Annotated in this window: 14 protein-coding genes and 1 pseudogene; 10 read left to right on the top strand and 5 right to left on the bottom strand. The window is 72.9% G+C overall.

What is annotated here, in order from left to right; all coding sequences use genetic code 11:
- Nucleotides 1-109 precede the first annotated feature (109 nt).
- A pseudogene (locus tag ABD241_RS13450) lies at nucleotides 110-430 on the bottom strand (ArsR/SmtB family transcription factor); the annotation flags it as partial.
- Between the two features lie 140 nt (nucleotides 431-570).
- Between ABD241_RS13450 and ABD241_RS13445 the strand changes: the two are divergent.
- Genes ABD241_RS13445 through ABD241_RS13430 form a run of 4 tightly spaced genes read left to right on the top strand, consistent with a single transcriptional unit; the run spans nucleotide 571 to nucleotide 3,653 of the window.
- On the top strand, nucleotides 571-966 hold the full coding sequence (locus ABD241_RS13445) for a TOBE domain-containing protein (RefSeq protein WP_344063333.1): 396 nt from the start codon (nucleotides 571-573) through the stop codon (nucleotides 964-966).
- A complete protein-coding gene (gene modA, locus ABD241_RS13440) occupies nucleotides 963-1,760 on the top strand; it encodes a molybdate ABC transporter substrate-binding protein (RefSeq protein WP_344063330.1) in 798 nt (265 codons plus the stop codon). The genes ABD241_RS13445 and modA overlap by 4 nt, the downstream gene beginning before the upstream one ends.
- A 37-nt stretch (nucleotides 1,761-1,797) precedes the next feature.
- A complete protein-coding gene (locus ABD241_RS13435) occupies nucleotides 1,798-2,583 on the top strand; it encodes an ABC transporter permease (protein ID WP_344063327.1) in 786 nt (261 codons plus the stop codon).
- Nucleotides 2,571-3,653: an ABC transporter ATP-binding protein gene (locus tag ABD241_RS13430; RefSeq protein WP_344063324.1), complete on the top strand. Its 1,083-nt coding sequence runs from the start codon at nucleotides 2,571-2,573 to the stop codon at nucleotides 3,651-3,653. Before ABD241_RS13435 ends, ABD241_RS13430 begins: the two co-directional genes overlap by 13 nt.
- A gap of 10 nt (nucleotides 3,654-3,663) precedes the next feature.
- Here the strand turns inward: ABD241_RS13430 and ABD241_RS13425 are convergent, their stop codons facing one another.
- On the bottom strand, nucleotides 3,664-4,944 hold the full coding sequence (locus tag ABD241_RS13425) for an MFS transporter (RefSeq protein WP_344063321.1): 1,281 nt from the start codon (nucleotides 4,942-4,944) through the stop codon (nucleotides 3,664-3,666).
- A 114-nt stretch (nucleotides 4,945-5,058) separates the two neighbouring features.
- Here ABD241_RS13425 and ABD241_RS13420 point away from each other — a divergent pair, with 114 nt between their 5' ends.
- The 3 genes from ABD241_RS13420 to arfB all read left to right on the top strand — a co-directional run bounded on the left by ABD241_RS13420 (nucleotide 5,059) and on the right by arfB (nucleotide 7,587).
- On the top strand, nucleotides 5,059-6,204 hold the full coding sequence (locus ABD241_RS13420) for an acyl-CoA dehydrogenase family protein (RefSeq protein WP_344063318.1): 1,146 nt from the start codon (nucleotides 5,059-5,061) through the stop codon (nucleotides 6,202-6,204).
- An 85-nt stretch (nucleotides 6,205-6,289) separates the two neighbouring features.
- Nucleotides 6,290-7,066, top strand: coding sequence for an SDR family NAD(P)-dependent oxidoreductase (locus ABD241_RS13415; RefSeq protein WP_344063315.1), 777 nt, complete (start codon nucleotides 6,290-6,292; stop codon nucleotides 7,064-7,066).
- A 65-nt stretch (nucleotides 7,067-7,131) separates the two neighbouring features.
- Nucleotides 7,132-7,587, top strand: coding sequence for an alternative ribosome rescue aminoacyl-tRNA hydrolase ArfB (gene arfB, locus ABD241_RS13410; protein WP_344063312.1), 456 nt, complete (start codon nucleotides 7,132-7,134; stop codon nucleotides 7,585-7,587).
- 133 nt (nucleotides 7,588-7,720) lie between these two features.
- Here arfB and ABD241_RS13405 read toward each other — a convergent pair whose 3' ends face one another.
- Nucleotides 7,721-8,047: a DUF952 domain-containing protein gene (locus tag ABD241_RS13405; protein ID WP_344063309.1), complete on the bottom strand. Its 327-nt coding sequence runs from the start codon at nucleotides 8,045-8,047 to the stop codon at nucleotides 7,721-7,723.
- Nucleotides 8,048-8,201: 154 nt separating this feature from the next.
- On the opposite strand from ABD241_RS13405, the gene ABD241_RS13400 reads away from it, so the two are divergent.
- From ABD241_RS13400 to ABD241_RS13390, 3 genes are all read left to right on the top strand, one after another.
- Nucleotides 8,202-9,077 (top strand): alpha/beta fold hydrolase, encoded by an 876-nt coding sequence (locus ABD241_RS13400; RefSeq protein ID WP_344063306.1) that lies wholly within the window; start codon nucleotides 8,202-8,204, stop codon nucleotides 9,075-9,077.
- 127 nt (nucleotides 9,078-9,204) lie between these two features.
- Nucleotides 9,205-9,954, top strand: a complete 750-nt coding sequence (locus ABD241_RS13395; protein ID WP_344063303.1) for an MIP/aquaporin family protein — start codon at nucleotides 9,205-9,207, stop codon at nucleotides 9,952-9,954.
- Between the two features lie 91 nt (nucleotides 9,955-10,045).
- On the top strand, nucleotides 10,046-12,397 hold the full coding sequence (locus ABD241_RS13390) for an MMPL family transporter (protein WP_344063300.1): 2,352 nt from the start codon (nucleotides 10,046-10,048) through the stop codon (nucleotides 12,395-12,397).
- Here the strand turns inward: ABD241_RS13390 and ABD241_RS13385 are convergent.
- Together ABD241_RS13385 and ABD241_RS13380 are read right to left on the bottom strand one after the other, a co-directional pair.
- On the bottom strand, nucleotides 12,394-12,858 hold the full coding sequence (locus ABD241_RS13385) for a hemerythrin domain-containing protein (protein WP_344063297.1): 465 nt from the start codon (nucleotides 12,856-12,858) through the stop codon (nucleotides 12,394-12,396). The two genes, ABD241_RS13390 and ABD241_RS13385, sit on opposite strands and share 4 nt — an antisense overlap.
- Nucleotides 12,858-15,623: a multicopper oxidase domain-containing protein gene (locus ABD241_RS13380; RefSeq protein WP_344063294.1), complete on the bottom strand. Its 2,766-nt coding sequence runs from the start codon at nucleotides 15,621-15,623 to the stop codon at nucleotides 12,858-12,860. The genes ABD241_RS13385 and ABD241_RS13380 overlap by 1 nt, the downstream gene beginning before the upstream one ends.
- Nucleotides 15,624-15,641 lie beyond the last annotated feature (18 nt).

Here is a 15,641-nt window from a genome sequence, read left to right as displayed (position 1 = left end):
GCGTCGTGTCGTGAGCTGTCGTGCTGTCGTGAGTGCTGTCCTCGGTCGTGTCGTGAGGACGTATGCGTGTGGTGACGGTGGCGGACGCCGGTGGCGCCTGGGCGGCCGGCGTGGCGGTGTGTTCGAGGACGGCATCCAGGGACCGGAAGCGCTGCTCGGCGACGAGCCGGTAGCGGTCGATCCAGGCGGTGAGGGCCTCCAGTCGGGCGGCCTCGAGGTGGACCGGCCGGCGTTGGGCGTCCCGGGTGCGGCTCACGAGCCCCGCCGTCTCGAGCACCTGGATGTGCTTGCTGACGGCCTGCTTGCTGATCTCGAACGGTTCGGCGAGCTCGTTGACGGTGGCGGCGCCCCGGCTGAGGCGGGCCACGATGGCGCGACGCACCGGGTCGGCCAGGGCCGCGAACGCGCGGTCGAGGTCGACGTCGGGCATCGGATGCGTCATGGTCAACCAACTCCTTGATCAACTGATGAGTTGATTACACGCCTCACGGCGCCTCGGTGTCAACCCCCCCACCTTCGGCGCCCGGCTAGCCCCGCCGTGGCCGCATCTGCGGGTATAACGTGGCCCCCATGCCGCATCTGCGCATCACCGAGGCCGCCGCCCTGCTCGGAGTATCCGACGACACCGTCCGCCGCATGGTCGACTCCGGTCGGCTCGACGGCGCCACCGACGACGCCGGCCGCCGCACCGTCGACGGCGCCCAGCTCGCCGCCGTCGCCCAGGAGCTCGCGCACCCGGCGGCCGTGGGCGCAACCGGGGGCGCGTCCGCCCGCAACCGGATGCGCGGCATCGTCACCGCCATCACGCGCGACACGGTCATGGCGAAGGTGGAGCTGCAGTGCGGCCCGTTCCGCATCGTGTCGCTGCTCTCGAGCGAGTCGGTCGACGACCTGGCGCTCGAGGTCGGCTCGGTGGCCGTCGCGAGCGTGAAGTCGACGCACGTCGTCGTGGAGATCCCGGCATGACGACCCGCCGCCCCTCGCACGTGAGTCGCAGCGCCGTCGCAGCCCTCGCCGCCCTGCTCCTCTCTGCCTGCGGGACCGCCACCTCCGCCGGCGACACGCAGTCCGGGTCGGGCGGCGCGTCGTCCGGCACGCTCAACGGCACGGTGACCGTCCTCGCCGCCGCGTCGCTCACCGAGTCGTTCGACCAGCTGGCCAGGGACTTCGAAGCCGTCCACCCCGGCGTCACCGTCCAGACCTCCTACGGGTCGAGCGCCACGCTCGTGCAGCAGGTCGACAACGGCGCGCCCGCTTCGGTGCTGGCGCTCGCCGGCACCGCCGCGGCCAAGCCGCTGGACAAGAGCCTGGCCAAGGACTCGACGACGTTCGCGTCCAACGTGCTCGAGATCGCGGTCCCGCCGTCGAACCCGGCGGGCGTCACCTCGATCGCCGATCTTGCCAAGCCAGACGTCAAGGTCGTGCTCTGCGCCGACACCGTCCCGTGCGGCAAGGCGGCGCAGGCCACCTTCGCCAAGGCGCACGTCGTGCCCGACGTCGTCAGCAAGGAGGTCGACGTCAAGGCGACCCTCGCCAAGGTCAAGCTCGCCGAGGCCGACGCCGCCGTCGTCTACCGCTCGGACGTGGTGGCGGCGAAGGGGAGCGTCAAGGGCGTAGAGATCCCGTCCCGGCTCAACACCCGCCTCGACTACCCCGTCATCACCCTGTCCGACGACGCCGCGGTCAAGGCGTTCGTGGCCTACGTCCTGAGCGCCGAGGGGCGAGCGACCCTGCAGTCCTTCGGCTTCGGCGCGCCCTGAGCGCCGCGCGCCGGGCTACGCGGAAGGGTGACGTGACATGAGGTATGCCGCCACGTGGCGTTCACGGGTCACCCTGGGCGCGCCTGCCGCGCTGGCCCTCCTGCTGCTCGTCGTCCCGCTCGCGGCGCTGCTGCTGCGGGCAGACTGGGCACGCATACCGTCCGACCTCGCCACGCCGAGCGTCCTCCCGGCACTGCGGCTCTCGCTGACCACCACCTCGACCACCGCGGCGCTGTGCCTGCTGCTCGGCACTCCCCTGGCCTGGTTCCTCGCCCGCTCGGACAGCCGGGCCACGAGCTGGGTGCGGGCACTGTTGACGGTGCCGCTCGTCCTGCCGCCGGTCGTCGGAGGCGTCGCGCTGCTCCTGGCCTGGGGACGCAACGGGGTGCTCGGCCAGTACCTCACGCCCCTCGGCATCCAGATCCCCTTCACGACCGTTGCCGTCGTGCTCGCCGAGACGTTCGTGGCCATGCCCTACTACGTGCTGGCCGTCGAAGGGGCGATGCGCGGCCTCGACCCGCGCCTCGAGCAGGTGGCCCGCACGCTCGGGGCCGGAGACCTGCGCTACCTGCGGACGGTCGGCCTGCCCCTCGTGCTGCCCGGCATCGCCGGCGGCCTGGCCCTCGCCTGGGCCCGGGCGCTCGGCGAGTTCGGCGCGACGATCACCTTCGCCGGCAACTTCCCGGGCCGCACCCAGACACTCCCCCTCCTCGTCTACGTCGAGCTCGAGCGCGACCCGCAGGTGGCCGTCTCGATCAGCATCCTGCTGCTGGCCGTCAGCGTCCTGGTGCTCGGCGTGCTGCGCGGGCGGTGGTTGCGCTGAGCACCGGCGGTCGCGGGGGCGAGGGCCTCGACGCGCGGATCGCCTTGCAGCGTGGGGCAGTCCGGCTCGACATCTCGCTCACGGCTGCCCCCGGCCAGGTCATCGGCGTGCTGGGGCCCAACGGAGGCGGCAAGACGACGAGCGTCCTCGCCCTCGCGGGTGTGCTCCCCATCGTCGACGGCCACATCCGCGTGGGAGGCGACCTCTGGGACGACGGCCGGCGACGGCTCGCGCCGGAGCAGCGCGCGGTCGGGCTGATGCTCGCCGACAGCCTGCTCTTCCCCCACCTGCGCGCGCTCGACAACATCGCCTACGGCCCCCGCAGCCGCGGCGTCGACCGCCGGCGCGCCCGGGCCCGTGCCCGAGAGGAGCTCGACCGGGTCGGCCTCGCCGACCGGGCCACGGCCAGGCCCGGCGAGCTGTCCTCGGGCCAGCAGGCGCGGGTCGCCCTGGCGCGCGCCCTCGCCACCGACCCCGCGCTGCTGCTCCTCGACGAGCCCCTCTCCGCTCTCGACCCCGACACGCGCGCGAGGACCCGCAGCGACCTCGCGGCCCGCCTGACGGCATACGACGGGGTCACCGTCCTCGTGACGCACGACCCCCTCGACGCCCTGACGCTCGCCGACCACCTCGTCTTCGTCGAGGACGGCCGCGTCACCCAGACCGGCACCCCGGCCGAGGTGCTGCGGGAACCGCGGAGCGCCTACGTCGGGACCGTCGTCGGGCTGAACCTGTATGCCGCCCAGGGGGACTCGCACGGGCACGTGCACACCGGCGACGGCGGGCTGCTCGTGACGACGGCCCCGACCGAGGGCTCGGTGTGGGCGACCATCGCCCCGAGCGCCGTCTCGCTGCACCGCCACGAGCCGGAGGGCTCGGCGCGCAACACGTGGAGCCTGCAGATCGCCTCGCTGACGTTGCAGGGCCAGTCGGCCCGGGTCGGGCTCGTCGGCGAGCTCCCGCTCACGGCCGAGGTGACGCTCGAGTCGGTGACCGCGCTCGGACTGCAGGTCGGGCAGCAGGTGTGGGCGGCCGTCAAGGCCACCGAGGTGCACACCTACCCGCGGTGACGACGTCGCGTCACTCCTGGCGCACCGCCTCCAGCGGCTCGTCCGACGGACGGGGCGGCACGTTGCGGACGCTGAGGAGGGCGGCCACGGCGGGGGCCTGCACGACGGAGGCCACGAGCAGCGCGACCGGGATCGAGGTGCGCGAGGCGAGCGCGCCGAGAGGTGGCCCGCCCGCCACCTGGCCGATGGCGTCGGCCTGGCCGTTCATCGACAGGACCGTGGCACGGGTCGCGGGATCGAGGTGGCGGTTGAGCCAGGCGTCCTCGATGGGCCCCGTGAACGCCTGGCTCGCGCCGCGCAGCCACACGCAGCCGAGGACGAGCCAGAGGCTGCCGAGCACAGCCACGCCGGCCACGGCCATCACCTCGAGCGCGGTCCCGGCGGCCACCGGGATCGCTGGGTGCTGCTCGACGATCCGACGCGGCAGCCACCGACTGCTGGCCAGCGAGGCGCCGAGCGACACGACCGTCCCGACGAGGGCGATGGCGGTGAACGCGAGCGCCTCGTCACCGCCGGCGAGATCAGGCAGCGAGAAGGACTCGATCAGCCTCACCCGCCACAGCCGGTCGAAGACCTCGCTGGCCAGCCCGGCGAGGAGGCTGACGACCAGAAGGGCGCGCACGACGGGTCGGCGGCGAGCCACTCGCAGCCCGGCGAGGAACTGGGCCCGCAGGTGGGCGAAGGTCTCCCGGTCCCCCCGAGGCGTCGGCTCGAAGCTCCGTTCCGGCATGACGAGCAGGAGGGCGACGGCCAGCGCGACGAACGCCACCCCCGAGACGATGACCGGCACCCGCAGCGCGACCAGGCCGAGGGCACCCGCGCCCAGGATGCCCACGAGGCTCGCGACGAGGTCGACCTGCACCCCGCGCGTGAAGACCGGTGAGACGTGCTCGGGCCCGACCTCGTCGGTGATCCAGGCCTGCAGCGCGCCCGAGACGAAGGTGTAGCCGATCCCCCAGACGACGTTGCCGAGGAGCGCGGCGGCGAACGTCGCGATGCCGCCCTCCACGACGAAGGCGAGCCCCGTGAGCAGGAAGCCGATGATGACCGACAGTCGACGGCTGACAAGGTCCGCGACGACGCCAGTCGGGACCTCGAACAGGAAGGTCGTGGCCTCGAGGACCGTGCCGACGAGCACCATCTGGAACGGGTCCAGGCCGATGACCCGGTACTGGAAGACGAGGTTGAGGGTGAAGCACAGTGCGAAGGCGAACGCCGAGACGGCCGTCAGCCCGTAGTACGTACGGGTCGCGTCCGCCTCCCGCAGCGGGCGCAGCAGCACGTTCGGCACGCTCCGAGGCTAGAGCCGGCGCCGGCAACGCCGCACCGCCTTTATGTCGAGCCCGTCGCGGGTCGGGACGTCCCACATTTTGGACACAATGCTCGGACGTCCTACTATCTGGCCATGCCAGCGACGAGGCTGATGCCGACCGACGAAGCCGCGGACCTCATCGAGCTCACCCGCGAGATCTGCCGCAAGGACCTCGCTCCCGCGGTCGACGCCGCCGAGCGTGCGCACACCTTCCCGGAGGACGTCTTCCGCACCCTCGGCCGTGCGGGGCTGCTCTCCCTGCCCTACCCCGAGGAGTTCGGCGGCGCCGCCCAGCCCTACGAGGTCTACCTGCAGGTCGTCGAGGAGATCGCCTCGGTCTGGATGAGCGTCGCCGTCGGTGTGAGCGTGCACAGCCTCACGGCCTACCCGGTCGCGACCTACGGCACGGCGGAGCAGCAGGAAGCGCTCCTGCCCGGCATGCTGTCCGGCGACCAGCTCGGCGCCTACTGCCTCTCCGAGCCCCTGGCCGGATCCGACATCGCGTCGATGACGACCCGGGCCACCCGCACCGACGGCGGCTGGTCGCTCAAGGGCACCAAGGCCTGGATCTCCCACGCGAGCCACGCCGACTACTACACGACCTTCGCCCGCACGTCCGACGACGGCGGCAAGGGCCTGTCGACGTTCATCGTCCCGGGCGACGCGGCCGGGCTGTCCTTCGCGGCCCCCGAGCGCAAGATGGGGCTGCACTGCGACCCGGTGTCGCAGGTCATGTTCGACGGCGTCCCGGTCGACGGCGCCCGCCTCATCGGGCGCGAGGGCGACGGCATGAAGATCGCCCTGTCGGCCCTCGACTCTGGGCGCCTCGGGATCGCCGCTGCCGCAACCGGACTCGCCCAGGCTGCGCTCGACGCGGCGGCCGCCTATGCGAGCGAGCGCGAGCAGTTCGGCCGGCCGATCGCCGAGTTCCAGGGCCTGGCGTTCCTGCTGGCCGACATGGAGGCCGCGGTCACCTCGGCCCGCGCCACCTACCTCCACGCCGCACGGCTCAAGGACGCCGGCCGGGCCTTCGGCAAGGAGGCCGCCGTCGCCAAGCTCGTGGCCACCGACACCGCGATGAAGGTGACGACCGACGCGGTCCAGGTGCTCGGCGGCGCCGGCTACACCGAGGACTTCCCGCTCGAGCGCTACATGCGCGAGGCCAAGGTGACCCAGATCTTCGAGGGCACCAACCAGATCCAGCGGCTCGTGATCTCGCGCCACCTCCTCGCCCGCTGACACAGGGCCGACGAGGCCTCGACCCTCCGCCCGCCTGCCCCGAACCGCTGACCCGACCACACCGCATACGCCCGAAAGGCTTGTCATGCAGCTGAACTCGTCCACCGTCGCCGTCGTCACCGGAGGCGGCTCCGGCCTCGGCGGTGCGACCGCCCGTCGCCTCGTCGCCGACGGCGCCACCGTCGTCGTCCTCGACCTCGAAGGGTCGACGGCCCCCGCCCTGGTCGACGAGCTGAACGCCGAGCGTGACGGGAGTGCCGTCTTCGTCGCCGCCGACGTGCGCGACGAGACTCAGGTGCAGGCTGCGATCGACCGGGCCACGGGGCTGGGCGAGCTGCGCATCGCCGTCAACTGCGCCGGCGTCGCGACGCCGGGGCGCGTCATCGGCCGTGGTGGCCCGCTCGCGCTCGACACCTTCAAGACCGTCATCGACATCAACCTCGTCGGCTCGTTCAACGTGCTGCGCCTCGCCGCGGCCGCCATGCTCGCCAACGAGCCCGTCGACGGCGACCGCGGCGTCATCGTCAACACGGCGAGCATCGCGGCGTTCGACGGGCAGATCGGCCAGGCGGCCTACGCCGCGAGCAAGGGCGGCATCGTCGGGCTCACCCTCTCGGCCGCGCGGGACCTGGCGGACAAGGCGATCCGCGTCATGACCATCGCACCGGGCACCTTCGAGACGCCCATGCTCGCCGGCCTGCCGGGCGAGGTCAAGGAGGCCCTCGAGAAGCAGGTGCCGCACCCCTCGCGCCTGGGCCGGCCGGACGAGTACGCCAGCCTCGTGCGCCACATCGTCGACAACCCGATGCTCAACGGTGAGGTCATCCGCCTCGACGGCGCCCTGCGTATGCCGCCTCGCTGAGGCCCGTCGCCTCGTGGCGCGCCCGGTCCGGACCTGCGGGCGGGCCGGCGCGCCACAATGGAGGGGTGAACGAGCCTGGCGGTGACCTCGTTATCGCGCCCGGTCCGGGGCTGCGACACGGGCTCGTCATCCCTGCCACCGAGCTGGTCGAGCGCTTCAGCCGCTCCTCAGGACCGGGCGGGCAGGGCGTCAACACCACCGACAGCAGGGTCGAGCTCGTCTTCGAGCCCGACACGTCGACCGCGCTGACGCCGGCTCAGCGGGATCGCCTCGCGACAGCGCTGGCCCACCGCCTGGTCGGCGGCCGGGTCACCGTCGTGGCGTCCGAGTTCCGCTCGCAGCTGCGCAACCGCGCAGCGGCGCGGGAGCGGCTCGCTACCCTGCTGCGCGAAGGCCTCGCTCCCCCGCCCGCGGCTCGCCGGGCGACCAAGCCGACCCGCGGGTCCCAGCAGCGCCGCATCGAGGGCAAGAAGCGGCGCGCCCAGGTGAAGTCGGGCCGGGGACGCATCCGCCCGGAGTGAACTGTCGCCCACGACCTCTCGACGGGTTCCCGGGTCTGTTGGAGAGGGCCGTTCGTGGCCTCTCGACGGTCGGGAGGAGGCCGTTCGTGGCCTCTCGACGGTCGGGAGGAGGCCGTTCGTGGCCCCTCGACGGTCAGGCGTGAGGGGGCTCGACGAGCGTCGTGTCGACGACCGCGGACACCTCGATCGGCCCGTAGACGTGGGGGAACGTCTCCCCGGTGGCGGGGTCGCCCACCTCGCGCACGACGGGCGACCCCAGGAGCGCCTCGTCGATGTGCAGCAGCACCAGCGGCTCCGCGACATCGGCGTAGAAGCGCGAGCGGACGACCGGCCACTGCTCCGCCGACGAGGCGTGGATGAAACCCTCCTCCTCGAGCGAGCGGCCCCGCGTCGAGCGCGTGTAGGTGCCCTCGCGCTGCGCCTGCTCCCAGTCGGCCTGCTCGGCCAGGTGGTAGATCATGGCCCGCGACGCTACCAACCCCACCCCGGAAGTCCCCAGCGTGCGGTGACGTCTGTCTCAGACTCCCTGCGGCGCAACGCGAACGGGGGCACGCTGGGGGTGGGAGCGCTGCCGACCGCAGCGGCGGTGGCGCGCCCCGGGGGGAGGACACAGCATGGTGAGCACACAGGGATCGGAAGCGAGCCCGGCCCCGGGTTTTCCGGCCCAGGTGGCGAGGCTGCGCGGTCACGACCTGTCCTACGTCGACACGGGGTCCGGCTCGACCCTGCTCTTCATCCACGGGCTGCTCGGCTCGCACGACAACTGGACGCACCTCGTCGACCGGCTCGACAACACCCACCGGGTCGTCATCCCCGACCTGTTCGGGCACGGCGCCTCGGCCAAGCCGGTCGGGGACTACTCGCTCGGGTCGCACGCCGCGATCCTGCGTGACCTGATCGACCACCTCGGGATCGCCAAGGTCGTCCTCGTCGGCCACTCCCTCGGCGGCGGCATCGCCATGCAGTTCTGCTACCTCTTCCCCGAGCGGGTCGAGGCCCTCGTCCTCGTCGCGAGCGGCGGCCTCGGGCGCACCGTGAGCCCGCTGCTGCGCTCGGCCACGCTGCCCGGGGCCGAGCTGGTGCTGCCGGTCATCGCCTCGTCCTGGGTCCGCGAGCGGGTCGAGACGGTCGGCAAGGCCGTCCGCGGGCTCGGGTGGCGCCCGAGCACCGACGTCTCGGCGGCGTGGAAGGGCTTCACCTCGCTCTCGGACGGAGAGAGCCGTCGCGCCTTCCTCGCCACGACAAGAGGCGTCATCGACCCGGGCGGCCAGACCGTCAGCGCCCGCGGACAGCTGGTGAGCGCCGAGCGGCTGCGCACCCTGGTCATCTGGGGCACCCGTGACCGGATGATCCCGGTCGGGCACGCCCGGCGCGCCCACGAGGTGTTCCCCAACGCCCAGGTGGTGCTCTTCGAGGACGCCGGGCACTTCCCGCACCTCGACCAGCCGGACCGGTTCGCGAGTGCTTTGGAGGAGTTCCTCCACCACTGACCGATCGTCGCTCACCCGGGGTGGGCGAACAACGTTCGACGGCTCTGGTTCCCGCTGTTCCGCGGACCTACGCTGCCAACGAGCGTCCCGGGGGCTCGGGGGCTCGCCCCTCCACGAAAGGACACCCATGCCTGAGACCCGCTCCGTGTCCGGTCCGAAGCCCGACCTCGCCCGCAAGGCCGTCGCCGAGGGCATCGGAACCTTCATCCTCGTCTTCTTCGCCGTCGGCTCCGCCGTGTTCGGCATCGACACCATCGGCTTCGCCGGGGTCGCGCTGGCCTTCGGCTTCGTCCTGCTCGCCCTCGCCTACGCCATCGGCCCGGTGTCGGGATGCCACGTCAACCCTGCCGTGACCCTCGGCGTCCTCCTGCGCAGGGGTCTCACCCTCGGTGAGGCGGCCTCCTACTGGGGCGCCCAGCTCGTCGGCGCCATCGTCGGCGCGGCCCTGCTCAAGCTCATGGTCTCCGACTTCGGCGGGGCCAAGGACAAGACCGGCGCCCTGGGCACGAACAACTGGGGGCCGACCATCTCGGCCGGCGGCACGTTCGTGCTGGAGATCGTGCTCACCTTCCTGCTCGTCTTCGTCATCCTGCTCGTCACCAACCGCGCCGCCGCACCGGGCTTCGCCGGACTCGCGATCGGCCTGGTGCTGACGGTGATCCACCTCGTCGGCATCCCCCTCGACGGGACCTCGGTCAACCCCGCCCGCTCGATCGGGCCGGCCCTCTTCAACGGCGGCGAGTCACTCACCCACGTCTGGATGTTCATCGTCGCTCCCCTCATCGGTGGAGCCCTCGCGGCCCTGGCGGCGCCGTTCTTCGAGACCCGCACCGCGGCCTCGGAGGTCGACCCGACCGGCGCCGACGTCCCGGCATGAGCACGGCCGGGCCCCGGCTGCCCAGCCCGCGCCGGCCCGGTGCTTGTCCAGTGTTGGTTCGGGACGGGCACTGCTGCCCCATGATGAGTCCATGAGCGACACACCCGGGGGCAGCCGACGGTCGAGCAGGTCCAAGGGGCGCTCTGCCGTGAGATGGGTCGCCGCGCTCGCGGTGCTGGTGTGGCTCGCGATCGGCGGCATCGGGGGCCCGCTGGTGGGGCAGCTGTCGGAGGTCGCGACCAACGACAACGCGAACTTCCTTCCCCCGTCGGCCGAGTCGACGTCGGTGAGCAAGCTGGTGCAGCGCACGAGCGACACGCAGACGCTGCCCTACCTCGTCGTCGTCGAGCGCCCGAGCGGGCTGACCCCCGCGGACCTCGCGGCCGTGCAGAAGTACGTCGCCGGCATACCCGGGCTCCGTCTCGCCGACCCGTCACGGACCGTCGGGGAGTTCCTGCAGTCGCCGCCGCGGGCGGCCATCCCGAGCCAGGACGGCAAGGCCGCGCTCGTCCCCGTGTCGTTCCTCGCGAACAAGGCCGAGGACACGGTGGCCGGCAACACCGCGCTGTATGCCGTCGCGCAGGCGCTGCGTGACTCCGCGACCTCCACGTTGGGCGCGTCCGGCCTGGGCACGCACGTCACCGGCGCAGGCGGGTTCTTCGCCGACTTCATCATCGCCTTCAGCGGCATCGACGGCATCCTGCTGCTCGTCGCGCTCGGCGTCGTCTTCGTCATCCTGCTCATCGTCTACCGCAGCCCGATCCTGCCCTTCGCGGTGCTCATCACGGCGATGTTCGGGCTCTCGCTCGCGGCCCTCGTCGTCTACCCGCTGGCCAAGAACGGCGCGATCAGCCTGAGCGGGCAGAGCCAGGGCATCCTGTCGATCCTCGTCGTCGGTGCGGCCACCGACTACGCGCTGCTGCTCGTCGCACGGTTCAAGGAGGAGCTGCACGACCAGGACTCGACGTGGGCGGCGATGAAGATCGCATGGCGTGCGGCCATCGAGCCCATCGCGGCCAGCGCCGCCACGGTGGTCCTCGGCCTGCTGTGCCTGCGCCTGTCCGACCTCGGCAGCACCAAGGGCCTCGGTCCGGTGGGCGCGCTCGGCATCGTCGGCGCCTTCGTGGCCTCGCTGACGTTCCTGCCGGCGGTGCTGCTGCTCATCGGACGCCGGATCTTCTGGCCACAGATCCCCCGCGTCGACCACGTGCACAGCGCCGACGCCGTGGGCACCCGCGGGATCTGGGGCCGCGTGGCCGGCATGGTGGGTCGGCGCCCCCGGCGCACCTGGGTGGTCACGCTGCTCGCGCTCGTGGCCTGTGCCGCCTTCCTGCCGACGCTCAACGCGCGCGGCGTCGCCCAGTCCGACCTGTTCCTCACGAAGGTCGACTCGGTCACCGGCCAGGAGGTCCTCGCGCGGCACTTCCCCGCCGGGTCCGGCTCGCCCGTCCAGGTCGCCACCCCGCAGGACAAGGCGGACGCCGTCGTGCAGGTGCTCGGCTCGACCCCGGGCGTCAGCAACCCGCAGGTGGGCCTCGTCCCCGGCCAGCCGCCCAAGGTCGTCGACGGCCAGGTCGTCGTCGAGGCGACGCTCGACGCTCCAGCCGACAGCGTCGCTGCGGAGAACACGGTGGAGACGCTCCGCTCGTCCCTCGACCGCGTCGGCGCCGACGTGCTCGTCGGTGGCCAGACCGCGACCAACCTCGACGTGCGCCTGGCGAGCGAGCGCGACCTCAAGGTCATCATCCCGACGATCCTCGCCGTCATCTTCGTCGTGCTCATGCTCCTGCTGCGCTCGATCATCGCGCCGCTGGTCCTCGTCGCCGCCAACGTCCTGTCGTTCGCCGCGACGATGGGCGTGGCGGCGGTCGCCTTCAACCACGTCTTCGGCTTCCCGGGCTCCGACCCCTCGACACCCCTCTACGGCTTCGTCTTCCTCGTCGCGCTCGGCATCGACTACTCGATCTTCCTCATGACCCGCGTACGCGAGGAGTCCCGTTCCCGGGGCACCCGACCGGGCATCCTCGTCGGGCTCGCCGTCACCGGCGGGGTCATCACGAGCGCGGGCATCGTCCTCGCGTCGACGTTCTCGGCGCTCGCGGTGCTGCCGATCCTCTTCCTCGTGCAGATCGCGTTCATCGTCGCCTTCGGCGTGCTGCTCGACACCCTCGTCGTGCGCAGCCTGCTCGTGCCCGCCGTCTCCTACGACCTCGGCGACCGCATCTGGTGGCCCATCCCGCTGCGCGCCCGCGGCCGTCATGAGCGGCCCACCGCGAGCAAGGCCCCGCCGGAGGGCGAGCCGGACGCCCAGCCCGACGCCCAGCCCGACGCCGAGCCGGTCCGGGCGCCTGTCGCCGAGCCTGTCGCCGAGCCTGTGGCCGGACCTGGGTCGGACCAGGAGTCCGCCGTGGACAGCACGGCCTCACGCCGCGCCGGCGACTAGGGCCGGCCCGCCGCGGCGCGCCCCGCAGCCGTCGAGGGTCCGGGGGTCAGACGCTCGACCTCGTCCCACTCGGGACCGCCGAGGTGGATCGCCGCGGCCGGGAAGAGCCCGTTGTCCTCGCGGTTGACGTGCTCCCGCAGCGCGTCCTCGAACCGGGCGTAGAGGTCGACCTCTCCGTCCTTCACGCGGGCGAGCAGGTCGTCGAGCTCGTGGTGCTCGCCGCAGAGCCGGGCGACGTGGTCGGTGAAGAGCTCGTCGCGGGCCATGACGGTGAAGAGCCCCGCCTCCTCGGCCTCGACGTGCGGCAGCAGGTGGGCGGCCAGGTCGTCAGCCGCGGCTCGCCGCAGGGCCGGGTCGTGGAGCGCACCGCGGAGGGCGGTGAGGTGGTTGACGATGTGCTCGTGCTCGGCCATGAACCGACCGACGACCTCGAGGTCCGCGCATCCGCAGTAGCTGCACATCAGCTGGTTCCTTTCCGGCGGGGTGTCCGTGTTGTCACGGCTTCACGACCACGGTGCCGTGGGCGCCGCGCTCGGCGTCGGCCATGACGTGGTCGACGAACGCGTAGCGGCCGGGCTCGGCGAAGACGGTCTCCGCGAACCCGCCCTGTGCGGCAGCGAGCGACAGGCTCTGGCTGCCGCCCACGGTTCCCGGCCGCAGCAGCCAGGCGCCCTCGGCGTAGACGGCGTCGAGCTGCGCGCCGACGACATGGAAGCTCGTTCCGCGGTTGGGCCCGGCGTCGAGCACCCAGAAGCGGACCCGGTCCCCCACCCGCGCGGTCAGCGGCTGGGCGTCGTACTGGTCGGCGGTGCCGTTGAAGCTGACGACGTCGGGGGTGTCGGACTGCGCCTTGGCGGCGTCGACCTCGCTCGCGGCACCCCTTCGCCGTGCCGGCGCCGAGGTGGGCCTCGGACTGCACGAGCAGGTAGGACCGGTCGACCGTCGGCAGGCCCGGCGGCTCGATGACGACGGCCCCGAACAGGCCTGCCGAGATGTGGGCCGACATCGGCATCGTCGCGCAGTGGTACATCCAGATACCGGCGCGCGTGGCCGTGAACCGGTAGGTGAGGCTCCCGCCCGGCGGCACCGTGCGCATGACGGCATCAGGTGCGCGCGACCCGGCGTGGGAGTCGATCGAGTGGCCCATCGAGGCGTGGTTGACCAGGGTCACGACGAAGACGTCCCCGACGCGGCCGTGCAGGGTGGGACCCGGTGAGGTGCCGTTGTAGGTCCACCGGCGCTGCCACCGCCCGGGCGCGACCTGCTGCTCGCGCTCCTCGACGGTGAGCGTCACCCGGTGGGTGCGCTCGGTCGTGAGCCCGGGCAGGACGGGGTCGTATGCCGTGAAGCCCGGGTCCATGGCCAGGTGCCCCGGCTGCCCCTGGGCTCCGGCCATCGGGCTCGAGTGGCCACCGGCGGTCCCCATGGCCGGGCTGCCGGTCGGGGAGGCACCGTCCGCGTCCGCCCGTGCACCCGAGACCTGGATGTGCAGGACCATCCCCATCTGCCGGTGCCCGACCACCGAGCACCACCCCACGAGCGAGCGGCTCACCACGCCGACGTCGAGCCGTGTGGAGGCGCCGGGGGCGAGGCGCGGCGTGCGGACTCCGGCGTCGACGACGAGGTCGTGGGTGGTGGTGCTGTCACGGTTCGTCAGCTCGACGACGAGCCGGTCGCCGTGTGGGACGGTGACCGTCGACGGGATGAACTGCAGGTCTTCGGCGACGACGCGAACGGTGGTGGTGTGCCCGGTCGGGGCGACGTCGGTGGCGATCGAGTCCGGCGAGGCGCCGGGCAGGCCGAGGCTCGCGGCGACCGCGAGAGCGAGCAGGGACAGGCCGGCGGGGATCTGGTTCGACGACCAGAACGGCTTCTCGGGCAGAGGAACTCGTGCGACAGGACCTGCGGGAACGGGATCCGAGACCTTGCGGGCGCGCACCGACTCGCGCACCGAGAGCCCGACGAGGGGCAGGAACGAGGCGACCGTGAGGCAGGCCGCGACCGCGACGGCGACCCGCGCCGGAGCCGGCAGCGGCAGGACCCACAGCAGCACCGAGGCGTTGAGGACGACGACGCGGAACGGCGCGGCCCGCTCGAACGGCTCGAGACCGGCGCGCACCGCCGACGGCCCGCCGCCGAGCACGCCCGGCACGAGGTGGCTCAGGGCCGCGAGCACGAGCTGCAGCGCGAAGCCGACGGCGAGCGCCGCCGCCACCCGGTCGTACTGCTCACCGACGCCGGCCCAGTCCGGCGCTCGCAGCACGAGGACGGCGACCCCGACGACGGTGGCGACGAACCAGCCGAGCGCGGCCGCGGCGGAGACCGTGGCGAAGCGCCGAGGGGCGCTGCGGCGGGCCGGCGCGAGGAGGGCACGGCCCCACCAGGCGAGCCCGGCGGCATACCCCAGCAGGGCGGCCGAGGCGAGTGACCGGACGTCGACGAGGGCGGCGACGACGGTCAGGGTGAGACTCGCGCCGAGGATCGGAAGCGCTTGGCGGGCAAGCCTTTCCGCTCGGTCGTCCATCCTGGAGCGCAGCATGGTCGGCCAGAGGGTGACGAGGGTGCCGGTGACGGTGAGGCCGAGCCAGCCCAGGCCCATGGTGACGGTGTGGGCGACGAGCAGTCGCCCGTGCCAGGGGTCTGCCGGCTGTCGGGCGAGGAGCACCCCGAAGGTGGCCCCGAGCGGCATGCACGCAGCCGCCGCGAGGTAGTAGCGGATGGTGATGCGAAACCGTCCGGGCAGCGCGGCCCGCAGCCGTCGCCACAGCTGCACGCCGTGCCACGTGACGGCGGTGGCGGCGCAGGTCGCTCCGCCCAGCGTCACCGGCCACCACCCGGCAGGGACCCCGACCAGCACGAGAGCCGTACCGAGCACCAGCAGCGCCAGCCGGCGTCCCTGCTGGCGCCGCCCGTCGAGCGTCGGTGGGGTCTTGAGGAGCGCCTGCGTGAAGTGGGTGCTCCACACCATGACGGCGTGGGTGACGGCTCCGAGCAGGACGAGGTGCACGACGAGCCAGTCCGAGGCCGGCAGCCCGCGCCCGACGCCCACCACCACCAGCGCCGCGGTGAGCCACAGCGTCGTGGGGTGGTCACGTAGCGGCCAGCTGCCGCGGCCGGAAAGCGTTGCGGCACTTGATCGCCCGGTGGGCGCACCAGCCGGCCGCGCGGTGGGGAGCGCGGCCGGCGGCTCCTCGCCGCGGCGGGTCAGGCGGTCGGACAGTGGCACTGGCGGTCAGCTCCAGGT

Source organism: Terrabacter lapilli, assembly GCF_039531305.1.
Lineage (GTDB): Bacteria > Actinomycetota > Actinomycetes > Actinomycetales > Dermatophilaceae > Terrabacter > Terrabacter lapilli.
Note: the sequence above shows the minus strand (reverse complement) of the source record. Positions and strands in the feature narration are given on the sequence as shown.